Origin of the sequence: Megasphaera sueciensis, from assembly GCF_050219315.1 — a bacterium.
GTDB classification, from domain to species: Bacteria; Bacillota; Negativicutes; order Veillonellales; family Megasphaeraceae; genus Megasphaera_A; species Megasphaera_A sueciensis.
Genome location: NZ_CP116939.1, coordinates 1,312,449 through 1,331,486, shown reverse-complemented (window position 1 = coordinate 1,331,486; position 19,038 = coordinate 1,312,449). Strand labels below are relative to the sequence as shown.

Annotated in this window: 15 protein-coding genes; all 15 read left to right on the top strand. The window is 42.3% G+C overall.

Features of this window, described 5'->3' with window-relative positions; translation table 11 throughout:
• The first annotated feature begins 28 nt into the window (after positions 1-28).
• A complete protein-coding gene (locus NXG62_RS06325) occupies positions 29-1,720 on the top strand; it encodes a DUF2157 domain-containing protein (protein ID WP_427114099.1) in 1,692 nt (563 codons plus the stop codon).
• Entirely contained in the window at positions 1,717-2,391 is a 675-nt protein-coding gene (locus tag NXG62_RS06320) for a hypothetical protein (protein ID WP_427114098.1), read from the top strand. The genes NXG62_RS06325 and NXG62_RS06320 overlap by 4 nt, the downstream gene beginning before the upstream one ends.
• Before the next feature lie 33 nt (positions 2,392-2,424).
• On the top strand, positions 2,425-3,777 hold the full coding sequence (locus NXG62_RS06315) for a hypothetical protein (protein WP_427114097.1): 1,353 nt from the start codon (positions 2,425-2,427) through the stop codon (positions 3,775-3,777).
• Between the two features lie 121 nt (positions 3,778-3,898).
• Positions 3,899-5,134: an FprA family A-type flavoprotein gene (locus NXG62_RS06310; protein ID WP_427114096.1), complete on the top strand. Its 1,236-nt coding sequence runs from the start codon at positions 3,899-3,901 to the stop codon at positions 5,132-5,134.
• Between the two features lie 114 nt (positions 5,135-5,248).
• Positions 5,249-5,407, top strand: coding sequence for a hypothetical protein (locus NXG62_RS06305; protein ID WP_176762918.1), 159 nt, complete (start codon positions 5,249-5,251; stop codon positions 5,405-5,407).
• 86 nt (positions 5,408-5,493) lie between these two features.
• Positions 5,494-7,281, top strand: a complete 1,788-nt coding sequence (locus NXG62_RS06300) for a WG repeat-containing protein (RefSeq protein WP_427114095.1) — start codon at positions 5,494-5,496, stop codon at positions 7,279-7,281.
• 95 nt (positions 7,282-7,376) lie between these two features.
• Positions 7,377-9,974, top strand: coding sequence for a [FeFe] hydrogenase, group A (locus NXG62_RS06295; RefSeq protein WP_427114094.1), 2,598 nt, complete (start codon positions 7,377-7,379; stop codon positions 9,972-9,974).
• An 89-nt stretch (positions 9,975-10,063) separates the two neighbouring features.
• Positions 10,064-11,320 carry a putative DNA modification/repair radical SAM protein gene (locus tag NXG62_RS06290; RefSeq protein WP_427114093.1) on the top strand — a complete coding sequence of 419 codons (1,257 nt, stop codon included), beginning with the start codon at positions 10,064-10,066 and terminating at the stop codon, positions 11,318-11,320.
• Entirely contained in the window at positions 11,317-12,060 is a 744-nt protein-coding gene (locus NXG62_RS06285; RefSeq protein WP_427114092.1) for a TIGR03915 family putative DNA repair protein, read from the top strand. Before NXG62_RS06290 ends, NXG62_RS06285 begins: the two co-directional genes overlap by 4 nt.
• Before the next feature lie 367 nt (positions 12,061-12,427).
• Positions 12,428-13,885 (top strand): aspartate ammonia-lyase, encoded by a 1,458-nt coding sequence (locus tag NXG62_RS06280; protein ID WP_427114091.1) that lies wholly within the window; start codon positions 12,428-12,430, stop codon positions 13,883-13,885.
• A 141-nt stretch (positions 13,886-14,026) separates the two neighbouring features.
• A complete protein-coding gene (locus NXG62_RS06275; protein ID WP_427114249.1) occupies positions 14,027-14,452 on the top strand; it encodes a DUF1934 domain-containing protein in 426 nt (141 codons plus the stop codon).
• Positions 14,452-16,116, top strand: a complete 1,665-nt coding sequence (argS, locus tag NXG62_RS06270; protein WP_427114090.1) for an arginine--tRNA ligase — start codon at positions 14,452-14,454, stop codon at positions 16,114-16,116. Before NXG62_RS06275 ends, argS begins: the two co-directional genes overlap by 1 nt.
• 83 nt (positions 16,117-16,199) lie before the next feature.
• Positions 16,200-17,807, top strand: a complete 1,608-nt coding sequence (locus NXG62_RS06265; RefSeq protein WP_427114089.1) for a CTP synthase — start codon at positions 16,200-16,202, stop codon at positions 17,805-17,807.
• 239 nt (positions 17,808-18,046) lie between these two features.
• A complete protein-coding gene (gene atpB / locus NXG62_RS06260; RefSeq protein WP_427114088.1) occupies positions 18,047-18,718 on the top strand; it encodes a F0F1 ATP synthase subunit A in 672 nt (223 codons plus the stop codon).
• A gap of 59 nt (positions 18,719-18,777) precedes the next feature.
• Complete coding sequence (gene atpE / locus NXG62_RS06255) at positions 18,778-19,035, top strand: F0F1 ATP synthase subunit C (protein ID WP_427113742.1); 258 nt, start codon at positions 18,778-18,780, stop codon at positions 19,033-19,035.
• Positions 19,036-19,038: the final 3 nt, after the last annotated feature.

The following is a 19,038-nucleotide window of genomic DNA, read 5'->3' as shown; positions in this document are numbered from 1 at the left end:
AGATTTTGCCTGGGAGGCAATATAAAAAATGACAGCTGATAATAAAAAACATAAATTTGAAATAGCAAATACACGAAGCCGGACACGGTTTTTTTCGCTGTATATAATACTTGCCGTCATAGGTATATCCGTGGCGGGCATAGCCGTTATTTGGGGAGCGGCATTTACTTGGTATCACATACCGATATGGGCGAAAATGACCATTGCACTGGCAATTTTATTTATATCGCAAGTAGGTGTAGGTACGGCTATGTTTCAGGAACGACAGGGAACATGGATTGGTGAAGGAGTAGCAGTAGTTCATTGTGCTGTTGTATTTATTTCTGTGACATTATTGGAAACGACCTTTTATATTGGCAGCAGTGTCTATTTTTATATGTTGGTCTGTGCGTTGCTTATTTTGCCGGTTGCGTATTTGCTGCGCTCTGCTGCTTCCATTATCGGGTATGTCTGTGTTGTATTATACTGGGCTGCTATGACAGGCGTTTCTTATTCCTCCGGCGGCAGCCTCACGATGTGGATTTTGTTAGCTTTAGCCGGACCTTTTTATACACTGATTCGAGAACATCATGATGAAGTGCGGTTAACAATATTTTCGTGGGTAGGTACGATCGCCGTGTTCATTGCTTTTGGTATTGCCGTCAGAGAGGCGCAGTATATTTCTTTTTTGCTTTTTTCTGCGTTGGCCGGAGTTGTTTTACTGACGGGGTACGCAATGGATACCCGCAAAGCCTGGGGATTTCCGTTCCGTTGGCTGGGACGCCTGGCTTCTGTCGGGGCACTGCTTATTTCTTGCATGCCAGCCGCATGGGACAGCGTTATTAGTGCCGCTGGATTTCAATGGGCGAATATAGCCGTTACATTTTTATTACTGTTTCTTGGCATGGGTATATATATGAAAGCTTTGAAAAGAAAGTGTTGGTCGCCGACTTTATATGCGCTGATTCCCCTGGTGATAGGAGCGGAAACCGTTTTAGTACGAAATGGCATTAATTTTTCCCTACCTGTTATTGTTTCTTCGATTTACATTTTCTTTTTGGGTATTTTTGAAGTATTTCAAGGTGTCCGTTTTGGCAAAACGCATCATTTGCGATGGGGGCTAGCCATATTTATTTTTATGGGAGCCGCTGTGCTGGTCGGGAGTCATGTATCGCCGCTTGCCATGGTTGTTTCACTTATTGTTATCTGTGCGGTTGTATGGCAGTTTCAACACTTTTTTTATAAAAAGAAAGTATTATTTTTTCAACAAACTCATCAGAATAGACGGACTAAAAAGGATCATACGGTCACATCCGTTCGCCAAGGGATCAATAAAAAGAGGAAAAACCATCATGCCGATCCGACATATAAAAATGATGCTGCCGGTATCACGGAAAAAAAGCAGAAAGCACTTCCCGATTGGATGGCGGGTGCAGTAAGCCGGGAACCGGAGGCAGCATTGCCTCATACAGAAACTGTGTCACCTAAAGAACCCGCGGCATCCACCTTTGTGGCACCTGTTTTTCATGGACCTGATCAAATCCCGCTGCCTGATAAAAAGATATTTGCAGAAATCAAAAAAGAAGCAAAAGGAAATAAGATGGAACAAACACAAAAACGCAGTGAAGCTGCAACAATAAAACCGGTGACATCTTCTCCGTGGAAAACGCCGGCCCCCATCAAACGTAAAAAACAATTTACGCAGTCTCCGTGGGCAAAGGAAGGAGAATCTAAAAAATGAAGGTTATGAATTTTAGAATATCTCCAGATAGTAAATACAGGTGGGTACTTTTTATTTTTCTTGTCATAGTACAATTCAGTGTTTGTGGATATATAGCTTGGCGCTGGCATAATATTCAAGTAGATGGCATTCCGTATCAGTGGAAATGCATTCCTCGTTTGGAACAGTCTGCTTTCGGTACGGATTATATCCGTGTAGTGTTTCCCGAGGATACGACCCAATGGCTGGATGATACGGCACCGCGGCTCCAGGAAACTATTTATGTGTATATTTCACGTGATGACAAGGGAGTAATACAGATTCAGGGTGCCTCTGCACATAAACCGCCGGTAGGTGAAGATTATATGAACGCCTCTGTCGTAGGGTATGGAGACAATATTGTACAGTTCATGGTTGGGTTTGGCCGGTACCGCATTGATCCGGCGAAAGCTGACGGTATTTATGATATTGGTGTATCGGACAGTGTTATCGCCAGTATTCGCATGAAAAAGGGAGAAGGAGTTATTGAAGGTATCTTTGTGAACGGCATGCCGTTGGAATTTTGCAGCAGTGAAGCAGAAAAAACAGCAGAAACATTGGCCGGGAAGAATGCCGATAAGCCCGCAGCAAGCGTTAAAACTCACATCTTGGGATCTGCTATGGTTCCGCCGAAGCAGCAGAAAGTGGAATAAAAATACATAAGCTAAATGGAAAAGGAGGGAATTATGAAGGGGTATTGGAAATTAGGATGTACCGTTTTGCTCATCACCGCGTTTATACTGTTGTCAGGATTTAGAGCACAGACGATCATTCATGATGACGGCAGTGAGACGCAGGATGTTTTGAAAGTATCCAGCACCACTGCCGGGCAAAAAGAGCTGCGTGCCGATGCAGATGAATTTCAAAAACGAAATTATACTATCATGGATTATAGCAACAATAACGGGGAAGGGTTTCGCGCTATGCGCACGATTACGAAAGAGGGCGCTAATAAAAGCTCGGTAGACCATATTGTGCATAAAACGCATGACGGACTTATTTGTTCTACTTATTATATCGATTATCAATATAATTCGGATAGTATAAAGTCGCTTCGCATGGGAATTCCCATGGAAGAAAATAACGCCGATTTGGAGTATATTGTCTCATTCCCTTCGGGAACACAAGTTACCAGCAACAGTACAAAGAGTGATAACCAGGGAAGTACCTATTTATGGAGTTTGAATAATTCTCATCCACAGGCAATCAAACTGCAGGCGACGGTTTGGCATAAGCTGGCTATTTATATAGCAGTGATGTTGGTTATTGTGATAGTTATCATCGTTTTGCTGATAGAACATCGGCGGCGTAATGTTATCAGTTGGAAGCGTGCCGCTCAAATGCGCCGCATGGAAATGATGCTTCTGTTTATTCCTATTTTTATTTTGGGGTATATGGGATATGAATACTTTGTCGGTACGCATGTCACAGCGGATACGTTGGCAAAAGTATCACAGCAGCAGCAAGAAGAATTACTTGAAAACCGGGAAGAAGATCGTCGCCTCCATGATGCCGAACTTCGTAAAAATGACAGCAAAATTATACATATCAAGGATAAAATGCTGGAAATATCGGATTCCTTGCGCGATTTAAACCGTGGGTATCAGTCGGGACAATACAGTAAGACCGCAGCCAAGGCAGAAGCACAGAAACTGGCTTCACAGGCGAAGGATTTGCTGGATAACAGCGGCGATTTGTCACAGGCTGATAAAGATGTTTTACAGCAGTTAGTGAATCGTGTTATCCAAGAAGCAGAAGATATAGGCAGTGGACAGACGGTGATACAGACGCCGATTCAAAAACGCAGCGTATCGGAAGAACAGAAACGAGCCGATGATTTGTCTTCCAGCAGTACACTGAGTGATACTGCCGGCAATTCTGCATCCTCAGATACTGCCGGCACGTCTGATAGTACTGCCAGCGGTTCTGATAATTCTGATAATTCAGGACAGTCGGCATCGACGGCAGGTAATTCTGGAAGCGGACCGGCTTCAAAAGCATCGGCGGGAAGTGGAAAAACGACAAAAGGAAGCAAGTAATGGATATATTTAGCATATTCTTATTTGCGAACATGAAAAAAAATGGTATGCTATATATAGCAGTGGGACATAGCAGATAGTTTTCCATTACCAATATTAATAAGTCAGGAGGGTATGATATATGCATTGTGTTGAAGAAATTAAAAATGGTATCTATTGGATGGGGTGCAACGATTTTAGGACTGAAATGTTTGAACATATTTTTCCGTTGCCTTTCGGTATTTCCTATAATTCATATTTCATTGATGATGAAAAGACGGCAGTACTGGATGCGATGGATAAAAGTGTCCGTGATGAATTTTTAGAGGATATTGAATATTTGCTGAAAGGGCGTACGCTTGATTATTTCTTTTTAAATCATATGGAACCCGACCATGCTGGTTCTATTTTGGCGTTAGTGGAAAAGTATCCGAATGTAAAAATCATCGGGCAGGCACAGACCTTTAAACTTTTTGAACAATTTTATCGTCATCCTATGCCGAATAATTATGTTACAGTGAAAGAAGGGGACCAGATCAAACTGGGAAAACATGTTATTCAAATGATTAAGGCCCCTATGGTACATTGGCCGGAAGTCATGCTGGCATATGATGTGACAGATAAAGTATTGTTCAGTGTAGATGCTTTTGGCATGTTCGGTACCAGCGGGAATGTATATGCCGATCAGGTCGATTTTGAAAGAGATTATATGGATGAATTCCGACGGTACTATGTTAATATTATTGGTAAATATGGACCACAGGTTATCAATGTACTGAAAAAAATGGACGGACTTCCTATTGAAATAGTAGCTCCGGTACATGGGTTAGTATTCCGTACACCGGAAACCATTCAATTGATCATCCATAAATATCTCCACTGGGCCAAATATATTCCGGAACAGAAAGGGGTTGTCATTGCCTTTGCTTCCATTTATGGGAATACAGAACGTGCGGCATGTGTGCTGGCTCATAAGTTAAGTCTGCAGGGTATCAGAAATATTCATCTCTATGATGTGTCCAAAGTTCACCCGTCATTTCTTACGGCAGAAGCTTGGAAGTATAGTCATCTGGTTTTGGCGGCACCGACATACAATCTTAACTTGTATTTACCGATGGAAAGTTTCCTGCACGATTTAAAGACCTTAATGTTCCAGAATCGTAAAATAGCGGTTATAGGCTGCCACAGCTGGGCTTCGGCAGCACAAAAAACGATGATTGAATACGTGGAAAAGAAATTTAAGAATTGTGAAGTATTGGGAACACCGCTGGATATTAAATCTTCTTTGAAGGATGAAGAAGAAGGCATTCTCGACAGTATGGCTAAAACCATTGCTAAAAATATTGCGGAATCTCCGGAACCGGATTCGTTGGTTTAATCAAATAGAAAACCGTCTGTGTAAAAACGGGCGGTTTTTTTTGTATCTTGTCGCAGGGATATTTCCGGTGGTATAATATAATCGCAGCATATGTAAAGGAGGTTGTCTGTAAGTATGATTATTAGAGATGACAGTGCTAAAGCCGGCGATCCGCATAAACAAGCCAAAGCTACAAATAACGGCGAACAGTTGCAATTTGATTTAGGTCGTCCATTAACAGAAGAAGAAAAGAAAATTTTTGAAAAACTTAAAGAAGGTTTACAAATGGGATAACCGATAAAATCAGGCTTACTGTTCAGTTTGCCTGATTTTATTTTTTTGTGTTTGTATCTTGTAAGACATGAAACAAGGAGGTATTTATGAAAAAATGGATGTATGCAGTGATTATTCTTACTATTGCAAGTATCACGGTTATGGCAGAACCATCATTCGATGCGGCAGTGCAGCAAAATAACAGCTGGGGTGTTATTGACGGTACTAATAAAAAAATAATTCCTTTGAAGTATGATCGAGTAGGATTATCATTAGAAAATGATAAAGCTGTAAGCAAGGATGCTTTTCATGCAGATGTTCAGAAAAATAAAGAATTGGGATTGATAGAAGTCCAATCTCACGGATTGCGAGGATTTTTTAACCGGGAAGGAAAACCGGTCATTCCTGTATCGTATGACCGGCGTAGTTCTTGGAACGATCATACGCTGCTGGTACGTGTACAAGGAAAATACGGATATTATAAAAGTGACGGTACGATTATTGCATCTCCGCAATATGATAGTGCCGCTGTATTCAGTGAAGGGTTGGCAAGCGTTGGGCAACAGGGACGGTATGGATATATCGATGAACGAGGAACGCTCCGTATTCCCCTGCAATACGGACAAGCTGGTTCTTTTCAGCAAGGCCGGGCAGCCGTATGTAAAAATGGGAAATGGGGAGTTATCGATATACAAGGAAAAGAATATATTCCCTGTGTATATGATGACATGCAATCTGCTTATGAAAACGGATACATCGGCGTTCAAAAAAATGGTCTTTGGGGATTTGCCGATAGTACAGGCCGTATTGTCATTATGCCGCAATATAAAAAAATAGTCAGCAGTTTCCATGAAGGGTTTGCTGCGGTAGCGGCAGATAAAGGAGTATTTTTTATTAACACCAATGGGAACGCGCTGACGGAACCATTATCAGCCATATATGGACAATTTAATGAAGGGCTGGCGCCGGTTCGTTTCCGAAATGGGACGAAAGGTTATATCGATGCGGAAGGAAAAATGGTTATCAAAGCAAACTATGATACGTTAGGAACTTTTCAAAATAATCTTGCCGAATATGGTATTAAGGTGCGTGCAATTAAAACAGGCGGTACTATTTCTGTTTCTGTCGGTGGAAATGATCATTATGGATATCCGGCATGGCAAGTTCCCTTAGCACGCAATATCGGTATTTGTATCGGCGGTGATCCATATTATGATGACAGTGAACCGTATTTTGGTTATCGCAATGGAACCGGTATGAGTCTGGGGATTACGACCTCGGTAGGCAAAGAAGAACGGCGGGGGTATATCGACACGACGGGAAAAATTATTATTGGGGCACAACGGGACATTGTATATCCTATGACAAAGGACGGGACCTATGTGAGGAATCGCAGTTTGTGGGGGTATGTACGAATCGATGGATCCTATTTGATACCGCCGGCATACAAATCTTTAGAACGCAGTGCAGATCTAGGGCTATTTCTTGCAGAGAATGAAAGAAATGTATGGGGAGGACTTTCCCTAGCAACAGGACAAACAATTATCCCATTCAAGTATGATGGACTGCAAAGTGTAGGGGCGATACTCGCTTATAAAGAAGGGAAAAAATGGGGATTATTGCAGCCTGATGGAAGAGAACGCTGTCGGCCTGTTTTTGATGAAATCGTAGGAACGCTGCAAGGCGATCGTCTTCTAGTGAAAACAGGAAAGACATTGGCGTATGTAAATGGTTGGGGAATGGTTGCGGTCACGCTTGCTTCTAACATTAACAAAGCAGGAGATTTTTCAGGAGGGTACGCACCCATTCAATGCAATGGAAAATGGGGAGTTATCGATACCAATGGATATATTACAGTATCGCCGGAATATGAGGGAATGAAAGTACTGGACTAGAAACTAATAAAACTATTAGGCTGTTTTGATGCATGCCCTACGTATACATGGTATACTGTTCGTATATGCACATGCGAAATGTAGGAGGGTCTATCGTGAAATTTACGGATAGTTTAAAGAAACGAGTGGCAAAGGCACAGAAAAAAATTGTTTTGCCGGAATCTAACAGCCGGCGCGTGTTAAGAGCTGCAGAACGTATTCGTGATGAAGAATTTGCTCGTATTATTTTGATAGGAAAACCTAGACGTATAGTAGAAACTGCGGCTAAATACCAGATTGATTTAAACGGTATCGAAATTATTGATCCCGAAACATATCCGATGCTGGATAAATTTTCTAAATACTTGGTTGATCGACAAGCAGAACCGAGTATGACAGTTGAAACTGCAAGAAAAATGTTAACAACAGAATATGGCTTTTTTGGTACTGGGTTGGGATCTGGTTATGCGATTGATTTGAATGGGACTAGTATTACAGTACCGGAATTGGATTATTTAGATCACACCGATTTGATCGTAGATGCAAGACAGCCCATGACAGTAGAAAAAGCTCGAAAAATATTGATAGAGGATTATAATTTTTTTGGAGCCTGTCTAGTGGCTTTTGATATTGTTGATGGGATGGTTTCGGGAGCCGCTACTACATCATTTGACGTGATACATGCAGGCTTACAGGTCATTGGAATGCATCCGGGGACGGAAACTCTCACGAGTTCCATGATTATGATCACTCGTACACCGCAATATGGTGATAACGGTATATTTGTTCTTGGTGATTGCGGTGTTATTATGGAACCTACGGCGACACAGTTGGCCGACATTGCCCGCGTTTGCGCGAGTCGGGCCCGTATTACCGCACAAATACTGGATCCAAAGGTCGTTTTTCTATCGTATTCCACAGATGGAAGTGGAGAAGGTCCCACGGTTGAAAAGATTCATGAGGCGATTCAACTTTTGAAAGAACAAAATGCCGATTTTATGTATGATGGGGAGATGCAGGTGGATGCAGCATTGTCTCCGCAGATTTGTGCGCATAAATTTCCCGAATCAAAAATAAATGGACAGGCGAACGTGCTAGTTTTCCCAAATCTGAATACAGCCAATGTGTGTTATAAAATGATGCAGCGTTTAGCGGGAGCAACCGTATTAGGTCCTTTATTTCAAGGATTGGCCAAACCCGTTATGGATGTTTCCCGCGGTTGTTCTGTAGAAGAAATTGTTTCCGTTGTGGCAGTCTGCTGCAGTGATGCTGTCTTTTTGGAGGCAGAACGAGAACGGGATATTGCCTTTACCAGTCGTTTTGAAAAATTAGATAAGCGTGTAGCGGTTGACCAACGCAATGCCTCTATCCAATTTGATCCGGAGAAATGTAAAAATTGCACGCTGTGTCGGCGTCGTTGTGCACAAACAATGTCCATTACAGACTATTATTCGCTGCCCAGCACGGGAGATATACCTATTTGTGTGCATTGCGGCCAGTGCTCTTTGACCTGTATGTTTGGCGCAACTACGACTGTATCACAAGTAGAAAAGGTTCAAGAAGCCATTAGCGATCCTAATAAAGTTGTCATTTTTCAGATTGCGCCGGCCGTGCGTGTTGCCTTAGGAGAAGAATTTGGACTTCCTTTTGGTTCCATTGTCAAGGGAAAAACGATAACTGCCTTGCGAAAATTAGGTGCCGACTATGTTTTTGATACTAACTTTGGAGCCGATCTTACCGTTATGGAAGAAGCCTCGGAATTTCTTGAACGTCTTAAAAATCACAAGGAACAATTACCCTTATTCACAAGCTGTTGTTCATCCTGGGTAGAATTCGTTGAAATTTATTTTCCCGAAATTATTTCTCATTTAGCAACGACGCGCAGCCCTATCAGTTCTTTGAGCTCTATTATTAAAACGTATTTTGCAAAAAAAGCGGATATACCGCCAGATAAGATCGTGAATGTTTGTGTAACACCTTGTACATCTAAAAAATCAGAAATCCTGCGGCCGGAACTTAATGGGGCGGCACACTATTGGGATACGAGAGACATGCGTGATACGGATTTATGTATTACTACCCGTGAACTAGCTCAATGGATTAAAGAAAAAAGATTAGGTTTCAATACATTGGAAGATTCAAACTATGATTCCTTATTGGGAGAAGCCTCTGGCGCCGGTATTATTTTTGGTAATTCCGGCGGGGTTATGGAAGCCATATTACGGACTGCTCATTTTCTTCATACAGGGGAGCATATATCTGAATATTTTTTGCATTTTGAACCAATCCGCGGAGTAGAAGGCATAAAAACCGCGTCTGTCATGTTTGATGATGATGTAATTAACGTTGCAGCTATCAGCGGATTGGCGAATGCACGGAAATTTATTAATACGATTGAACGTCGGCATGCTTGGAAGAAGTATTCTCTTATCGAAGTTATGGCGTGTCCTGGCGGATGTATTGGCGGTGGCGGACAACCACGAACAAAGCTGTCTCAAGCAGTAGAAGCCAAGAAGGCTCGCGTTGCTTCTCTGTATCGGCTTGACGATGAATGTGATATTCATGCCAGTTGGGAAAATCAAGAATTGCGAATGTTGTATAAAGACTTTTTAGAAGGTCCGTTAAGTTATATGTCAACATTACTTTTGCATACGCATTTTTTCAATAAGCACTATATGTTAGGTAAAGATGATCAAGTAGAACCGAAAAAATGATGCATATACGTTTTTAACAAAAGATAAGAACATATGTTTGAAATACGCAATACGATATGGTATGATAATAAAAAAAGGAGGGGGATTATTTGGACTGGGATACGATGCAAGATAAATTAAAAATCTTGAGTGATGCTGCAAAATATGATGTATCTTGTTCATCCAGCGGCAGTACTCGTAAAAATGAAGGCCGCGGTATCGGAAGTGTGGCCTATTCCGGTATCTGCCACAGCTGGTCTCAAGATGGACGCTGTATATCTCTCCTTAAGATTCTGATGACCAATCGCTGCATATACGATTGTTCTTATTGTGTAAACCGCAGCAGTCATGATACGCCGAGAGCCATGATGACGCCGGAAGAAATTGCCGAATTGACGATTCAGTTTTATCGCCGGAACTATATTGAAGGATTGTTTCTTAGTTCCGGAGTATATCGGTCTCCGGATTATACGACGGAACTGCTTATTAAAGCGGCACGAATACTGCGTGAGGAGAAACATTTTAACGGATATATACATATGAAAGGGATTCCCGGGACAGACGGCCGTCTCATTCGCGAACTTGGCCGATATGTGGACCGCATGAGTATTAATATAGAACTGCCATCATCTGCCAGTCTGCAGTTATTAGCTCCGCAAAAAACCAAACAAGCGATTATGATACCGATGCGGGAGGTAAAACAAGGCATTACGGAACGGCAGGAAGAAAGCAGATCCTATAAAAAGCTGCCTTCTTTTGTTCCGGCCGGGCAGACAACACAGCTCATCATCGGGGCAACTCCGGATAGCGACCGCCGCATTATGGAATTAAGTGAGGCATTGTACCAGAAAGTAGGGCTGAAACGGGTATATTATTCAGCCTATGTGCCAGCTTTGAGCGGCCCTAATCTGCCGGCTCTTATTAAACCGCCGCTGCTGCGGGAACATCGCCTGTATCAAGCCGATTGGCTGTTGCGGTACTACCAGTTTTCGGCGGCAGAAATATTGACAGAACAGCAGCCTGATTTTGATTTGTCCCTCGATCCCAAGGCGTGCTGGGCTCTCCGTCACATAGAATGCTTCCCGATGGAAGTGAATAAAGCATCTTACCATATGCTGCTTCGTGTACCGGGTATCGGCGTCACTTCTGCTAAAAGAATCTGTGCCGCCCGCCGGGCAGCTTGGGTTTCCTATGATACGCTGCACCGGATGGGTATTGTTTTGAAGCGGGCTAAATATTTTATTACCTGCCGTGGAAAATATTATGGCGGTTCAGGTAAACCGGAGGCGATCCACCACAGCCTTTGTCTGCATGAAAAAAACAGCCGCTACGAGGCCGGAGACTTGTTTTCTCAGGTACGCATATGAATTATATATATGATGGCAGTTTTTTTGGCTATATATCGGCAGTTTTTGATGCCTATCATGACGGTATCTGTCGGACAGGAATAATCCATGACGGAAGTCAGACTTGTCTCTTTGGGGAAGAACGGTTTGTTTGCACAGATATGGAAAAAGCCGGTAAGGTTTTGGAAAGCCTGCGACAGCAGTGCGGCAGTGAAATTTGTCATTTGCTGTATTATGCGTTTTTGGCGGAACAACCGAAACGTGAACAGCGGCTTCTACGCTTTATCCGCCAGGCTTTTCATCAAAAACAAGAGTTTCAGCACCATTTGAGTGACGAAACGATCTGGGAAGTACGGCGGTGGGCAGTAAAGACGGGAAATGAACGGCATAGGTTATTAGGCCTGCTGCGTTTCCGGGAAGTAGCCAACGGCATGCTTTATGGAAAAATCGCACCGGATTATTGTGTTGTCCCTATTATGGCACCTCATTTTGTGCGGCGGCTGCAGGGAGAAACGTGGGTTATTCACGATGCGCGGCGGAATTTCGGGGTGTTTTATGATACGCAGAACTTACAAATCGTAGAGATACCAAAGATACTGCAGACGGCAGAAATAACAGAGGCAGAACATTTTTTTTCAGAACTTTGGCGAGACTATTATCGGACGATTGCGATTAAAGAACGAACCAATACAAAGTTAAGACGCCAATTTATGCCTAAAAAATATTGGCCCTATCTTATAGAATTGAATGAACACGAGTAAGCGCAAGAATATGAGAAAATTAGAAACAAAAAATATTTTTCTACTATTTTTTTAAAATTATAAGGTAAAAAAATCATTTACATATATTTTTTGAAATCAAGAACGATCCGATTCCGAAATGATTAATTATTATTTTTAACATTGGTGATTTTGGCATAAGGGAGTATCTTGACTTTGCGGAATAGAAGTATTAGAATGTGGTTAATTTAAGAAGCTCGTACGGCAAAGGCGCTGTTGAATTTTATTTCGACAGCGCCTTTTACTATGTCAAAGGGGACATACCCTACGGTTTTTTAAATCAAACTTGCTTTTTTTGTATACAATATGCAATAGAATTATACATCGCTGTTACAACAGGGGGAATATCATGAGAAAAGAACATGACTTTTTAGGAGAGATGGAAATACCGGACGAAGTATATTATGGTGTACAAACTATGCGGGCTATGGAAAATTTTCATATTACAGGAGAACATCTCGATACTGATTTTATTATTGCGGTCGCAACCGTCAAAAAAGCTGCGGCACTGGCTAATATGGAAACAGGTCGTCTGGATCCGGGCATCGGCAATGTACTTGTACAGGCGGCGACAGAAGTTATACAGGGAAAGTTTATTGATCAGTTTCCTGTGGACCCCATTCAAGGGGGAGCAGGAACCTCTGTCAATATGAATATGAATGAAGTATTATGCAACCGTGCGTTGGAAATTATGGGAAAGCCAAAAGGACGGTATGATATTGTATCTCCCAATAACCATGCCAATATGGCGCAGTCAACCAATGATGTGTTTCCCACGAGCATCAAAGTCTGCATTATTATGAAAAGTAAAGGCTTACTGCGGGCGCTGCGTCGTCTGGCAGACGAATTGGAAGTCAAATCCGAAGACTATAAAGATATCGTAAAGATGGGACGAACACACTTGCAGGATGCCGTACCTATTACGCTGGGGCAGGAAATGGGCTCCTATGCTTCGGCTGTTCGCCGCGGTATTCATCGTATCGAGCGTGCTATTGAAGGCGTTCATACGATCAATATGGGCGGGACTGCCGTAGGGACGGGACTTAACGCCGAACCTAAATATATTCAATCTGTTGCCCGTCAATTGTCTACGCTTACGGGTGAGATGTTTATTACAGCACGGAATCTTATTGACATGACCAATAATACCGATGCGTTTGCTGATTTTTCAGGAAGCATGAAGGCAACGGCACTAGTACTCATCAAAATGGCAAATGATTTTCGTCTTATGGCATCGGGACCGCGCTGCGGACTGAATGAATTAAAGCTGCCGCCGCGTCAGCCGGGGTCCTCTATTATGCCGGGCAAAGTAAATCCGGTGATGGCGGAAGTATTAGACCAAACTTGTTATCAAGTTATCGGGAATGATATTGCAATCAGTTTAGGCGTAGAGAACGGGCAGTTTGAACTGAACGTGATGGAACCGGTCATGGCCTTCAATCTGTTTAACTCCATGCGCTATCTGACCAATGCAGTCAATGCATTTGTTGATAACCTGCTCATCAATTTGGAACCCAACCGGGAACAATGTGCCTATTGGTTGGATCACAGTGTTGGCATTATTACGGCGTTGCTGCCGCATATTGGATATGAACAATCTTCCATGCTGGCAAAAGAGGCCTATATGTCAGGACGACCTGTAAAAGAAATTATTATGGAAAAAGGACTTTTGACACAGGAACAAATAGAATATATTCTTTCACCGGCAGAAATGACACAGCCTGGCATTGCTGGTGCTAAACTGCTCCATACGGATCAGGGAAACCACATAGAACATCATAAAAAAATCAGCGGCGAATTTTACTGATATACAACAGCGGTGGCAGTTTCTGACTGCCACTTTTTCTATGGAATTCTTTTGAAAATTTCCATTATTCATTGTTTCTTTTTCAAGTCATATGTTATATAATAGTAACATTGAGATAAAAAAGGGAAGGATTTGGATTCAGTGAAACCTGTCTTAGTAACCGTACAAAGCATCCAGCGAGATGAGGACGGACAGGAATTGAAGCTTGAGCTTGTTTCTGCAGGAAAATACTATTGTAAACAAAATGTCCAATATATTGTATATGAAGAGAGCGAAATTACAGGCATGGCCGGCGTTACCACGATTATTAAACTGCTCCCCGATTCGGCAGTACTGCTTCGCAGGGGAAATGTCCGACAGCGCCAAGTATTTCGTAAAGGCAGCAGTTTTAAGGCAACCTATAAAATGCCGTTTGGCGAAGTTCTGATACACATGAAAACCTATGAGATGGAAATTCATTTGGTAAAGGGTATCGGAACGGTTCGTCTTGGGTATGATGTTACAATAGAAGGTATTGGGACAAGTTATAATCAGCTGACAATTACTGTGCAGGAGGATAAATCGTAATGGAAATGAAAGAATTATTGCAGCAGGGAATCGCAGATGCGATGGCAAAAGCGATTCATTCCGGCGTGCTGCCGGAAGGTACCTATCCGGATATTAATTTGGAAGTACCTCCGCAGAAGGAATTTGGTGATTTTGCATCAAATATTGCAATGCAGTCTGCCAGAGTAGCACATAAAGCTCCTCGTGTAATAGCGCAGGCCATTGTTAATGAAATGAAGTATCCATGGCTGGATAAAGCAGAAATTGCCGGGGCCGGTTTTATCAACTTTTTTTTAAATAATACAGTTCTTTATGATTCGCTGCAGCAGATACTGGCGGCAGGTTCGCAGTATGGGAAAGCGCCCCTGCGTCCGGAAGATACGGTACAGGTAGAATATGTCAGTGCTAATCCGACGGGGCCGCTTCATGTGGGACATGGCCGGGGAGCTGCTTATGGCAGTGCGCTGGTCAATTTGTTATGTGCGGCCGGGTATAATGTACAGGCAGAATACTATATTAATGATGCAGGCAATCAGATGAATAATTTAGCAGCATCCGTCAATGCCCGTTATTTGGAGCTCTTGGGGAAAAAAAGCCAGATTCCCGAAAACGGATATCATGGAACCGATATTATTGATACAGCGCAAGCGATTATCGACCAAGATGGTGATACCTATTTAGCTATGCCGGAACAGGAACGGTTGGAATTTTTTAAAGATCGGGCCTATGCGGAAAAAATGAATATATTGAAACAAGATTTAGCTCATTTTAATGTTCATTATGATACCTGGTTCAGTGAACGAACGCTTCATCCGGATGCCATTCACGCGGCATGCGATGTACTTGAAAAACGTGGCAAGATATATGAGAAAGATGGGGCCCTTTGGCTGAAATCGACGGACTACGGTGATGATAAGGATCGGGTCGTTGTTCGTGATAACGGTGTGCCTACCTATTTGGCGGCGGATATCGCATATCATAAGAATAAATATGATAGAGGATTTAAGAAACTGATTAATATATGGGGGGCAGATCATCACGGCTATGTAGCCCGTGTTAAAGCGGCGATGGCGGCTCTCGGATATGATCCGGATCAATTGGAAGTATTACTGCTGCAGATGGTCAGTCTTTTCCGGGAAGGCAAACCGGTCAAGATGTCGAAAAGGACAGGGCAGGCAATTACGCTGAATGAATTAATAGAAGAAGTGGGGACAGATGCGGCGCGATACTTTTTTATCATGAGGTCGTTGGATACACAGCTTGATTTTGATCTCGACTTGGCCAAATCGCATAGTAATGAAAATCCGGTATATTATATTCAATATGCTCATGCTCGTATTTACAGCATTTACGCACAAGCTGCGGAAGCGGGTATCGAATTGGATACAGATTGGTCTCATGTAGTTTGGAATACATTGCAGGAAGAAGAAGAATTGGAAATAATAAAGAAAATGGCAGCTTTTCCTGATATTATTAAACAGGCAGCTCGTGACCGGGCACCACATCGCATTGCTCATTTTGTATATGAGCTGGCAAGTTTATTCCATCAATTTTATAATCATTGCCGGATTATTCAAGAGGATAAAGAATTGGCAGAAGCGAGATTGGCTTTGATTACGGCAGTTCGTATTACGATTGCCAACAGTTTGGCAATTTTAGGTGTTTCGGCACCGAAAAAAATGTAATGATGTAATATAATACAATAGTTTAGTTATTGCCGTATATTGCGGCATGTTTTTATATACTACAAGGCATACAGGGAGGAATTATGGCTAAGTACATATTTGTAACAGGCGGGGTTGTATCTTCATTAGGAAAAGGTATTACGGCGGCGGCTTTGGGCCGGTTGTTGAAGAATCGTGGATTCAAGGTAACGATTCAAAAATTTGATCCGTACATCAATGTCGATCCCGGTACAATGAGCCCATATCAGCATGGGGAAGTGTTTGTCACTGATGATGGTACTGAAACAGATTTGGATCTAGGTCATTATGAACGGTTTATTGATATTAATCTAGGCAAGAATTCCAATGTTACGGCTGGTAAAATTTATTGGTCTGTGCTGCAAAAAGAACGCCGCGGAGACTATCTGGGGCATACAGTCCAGGTCATTCCGCACATTACAAATGAAATCAAAGACCGTATTTTCCGTGTGGGTGATGATGATAATGCAGATGTCGTTATTACAGAAATCGGGGGTACTGTCGGAGATATAGAAAGCCTGCCGTTCCTGGAAGCGATTCGCCAGATTAAGAAAGAAGTAGGCCGCAACGATGCGCTGTATATTCATGTCACGCTTGTTCCGTATATTGCGGGTGCCGGTGAATTGAAAACCAAGCCGACACAGCACAGTGTCAAAGAACTTCGCAGTATTGGCATTCAGCCGGATATCATCGTATGCCGTACAGAATATTCCCTTTCTGAAGAAATGAAAGATAAATTGGCATTGTTCTGCGATATTGATAAAGACGCGGTGATTGAAAATAAAACCTTGAACAGTATTTATGAAGTACCGCTGATGATGTCTGAAGAAGGCTTGGACCGTATCGTTTTAGAAAAACTGGAACTTCCGAATCAGCCATGCAATATGGAAAACTGGGAAAAGATGGTATATGATATTTACCATCCGGAAAAAGAAGTAACTATCGCTATTGTCGGAAAATATGTAGCACTCCATGATGCGTACCTTAGTGTGGCAGAAGCACTGGGACACGCCGGGATTGCTTATAAAACGAAAGTTCATATTGATTGGATCGATTCGGAAATATTGGAAGCACCGGATGTATCATTAAAAGAAGTATTTAAAAATATTCAGGGTATTGTGGTTCCCGGCGGATTTGGCAATCGCGGCATTGAAGGCAAAGTCAAGGCAATTCAGTATGCTCGTGAAAATAAAATTCCTTTTTTGGGATTATGTCTGGGCATGCAGTGCGCTGTTATGGAATTCGCCAGGCACGTTGCCGGTATGGAAGGAGCAACGTCTTCTGAATTTGAAAAAGATGCAAAATACCCGGTCATTGATTTAATGGCAGACCAAGTCGATATTTCTGAAAAAGGCGGAACTATGCGCTTGGGACTGTATCCGTGCAAACTAGATGAAACCAGCAAATCATTTGGCGTGTATGGTAAGAACCTTATTTATGAACGGCATCGCCATCGTTGGGAATTCAACAATAAATACCGGACGGAACTGATCAATGCAGGTCTTAAAATAGTGGGAACTTCACCGGATGACCGTTTGGTAGAAATGATCGAAATAGCAGATCATCCATGGTTTGTAGGCTGTCAGTTCCATCCGGAACTGAAATCTCGGCCCACTAATGCACATCCGTTGTTCCGTGGTTTAGTCAAGGCAGCATTAGACATACAACATTAGAACCGTGATTTTTTATTGTAAAAAATAAAGGCATAACGAATAACTCAAAAAAGACTGTCGTACGTTTTATGTGCGACAGTTTTTTTTTTCGTATTTGAAGAATAACTTTTGTTCTTGATAAGAACCGTTCAGTATGTAATACGTGACGCTCGTAACTTTCTCATTGTCAGGAAATCTATTTACCTTTTAAAATAATATATAGAAAAATCAACGTATAAAAGAAAAAAGGAGGTGGAATTATGGAGCTGCATACAGGACATCATTTAATTACTCAATTCTTAGGAATGAACGTAAATATGGATACGATATATATGACTTGGTTAACTGCAGTTATTGTAATTGGTATTACCGTATTGGCGACACGTGGCCGTTCACTTGTTCCTTCAGGAGTGCAAAATGTCGTGGAAATTGTTATAGAGGCACTGCTAAAGCAATTTAAGGAAACGTTGGGACCCAAATGGGGACAGGTGGTGTCAGTACTTCTCACGATGTTTTTGTTTATCTTTGTAGGCAATGAACTTGGTCTGTTGCCCAGTCCGCATATTCTGACATCGCCGACCAATGACTTGAATACGACCTTGGGATTGGCGTTAGTTTCATCGTTTATGGTACATTTTGTTGCGCTGCGGAACCAAGGGGTAAAGAAACATTTCAAGCATTATTTTGAACCGTTTATCCCTTTTGTCGTGATAAACCTGATGGAAGAATTCACTAAGCCGCTGACGTTGGCTTTTCGACTATTTGGTAATATTTTGGCTGGTGAAATACTGATGGAAGTATTGTATCTGCTGGTTCCTGTCGGAATACCGATTATATGGCTTGTTTTCAGCCTGGTCATCGGTTTGATCCAAGCCTTTATTTTCACGATACTGACGACATCGTATCTTGCAGATTCATTAAAGGAAAGTTGAGCTGTCGTATTCCGGTAAAAAATAACAAAAATTAGTAATCGTATAGGAGGTATTTTATTATGGAAAAAGCTATCGTTTTTGCAATTTCGGCATTAAGTGCCGGATTAGGGGTGGGACTTGCGGCATTAGGGGCCGCTATCGGGGATGGACATGCCGCGGCTAAGATGCTGGAAGGCCTGGCACGTCAGCCGGAAATGGGCGGCAAGCTACTTGTCAATATGCTCATATCTATCGGCTTGATTGAATCTATTCCTATTATTGCAGCTGTTATTGCTATTGTTCTGGTATTTGCCAATCCGTTTGCCAGCATGCTTTAAGGT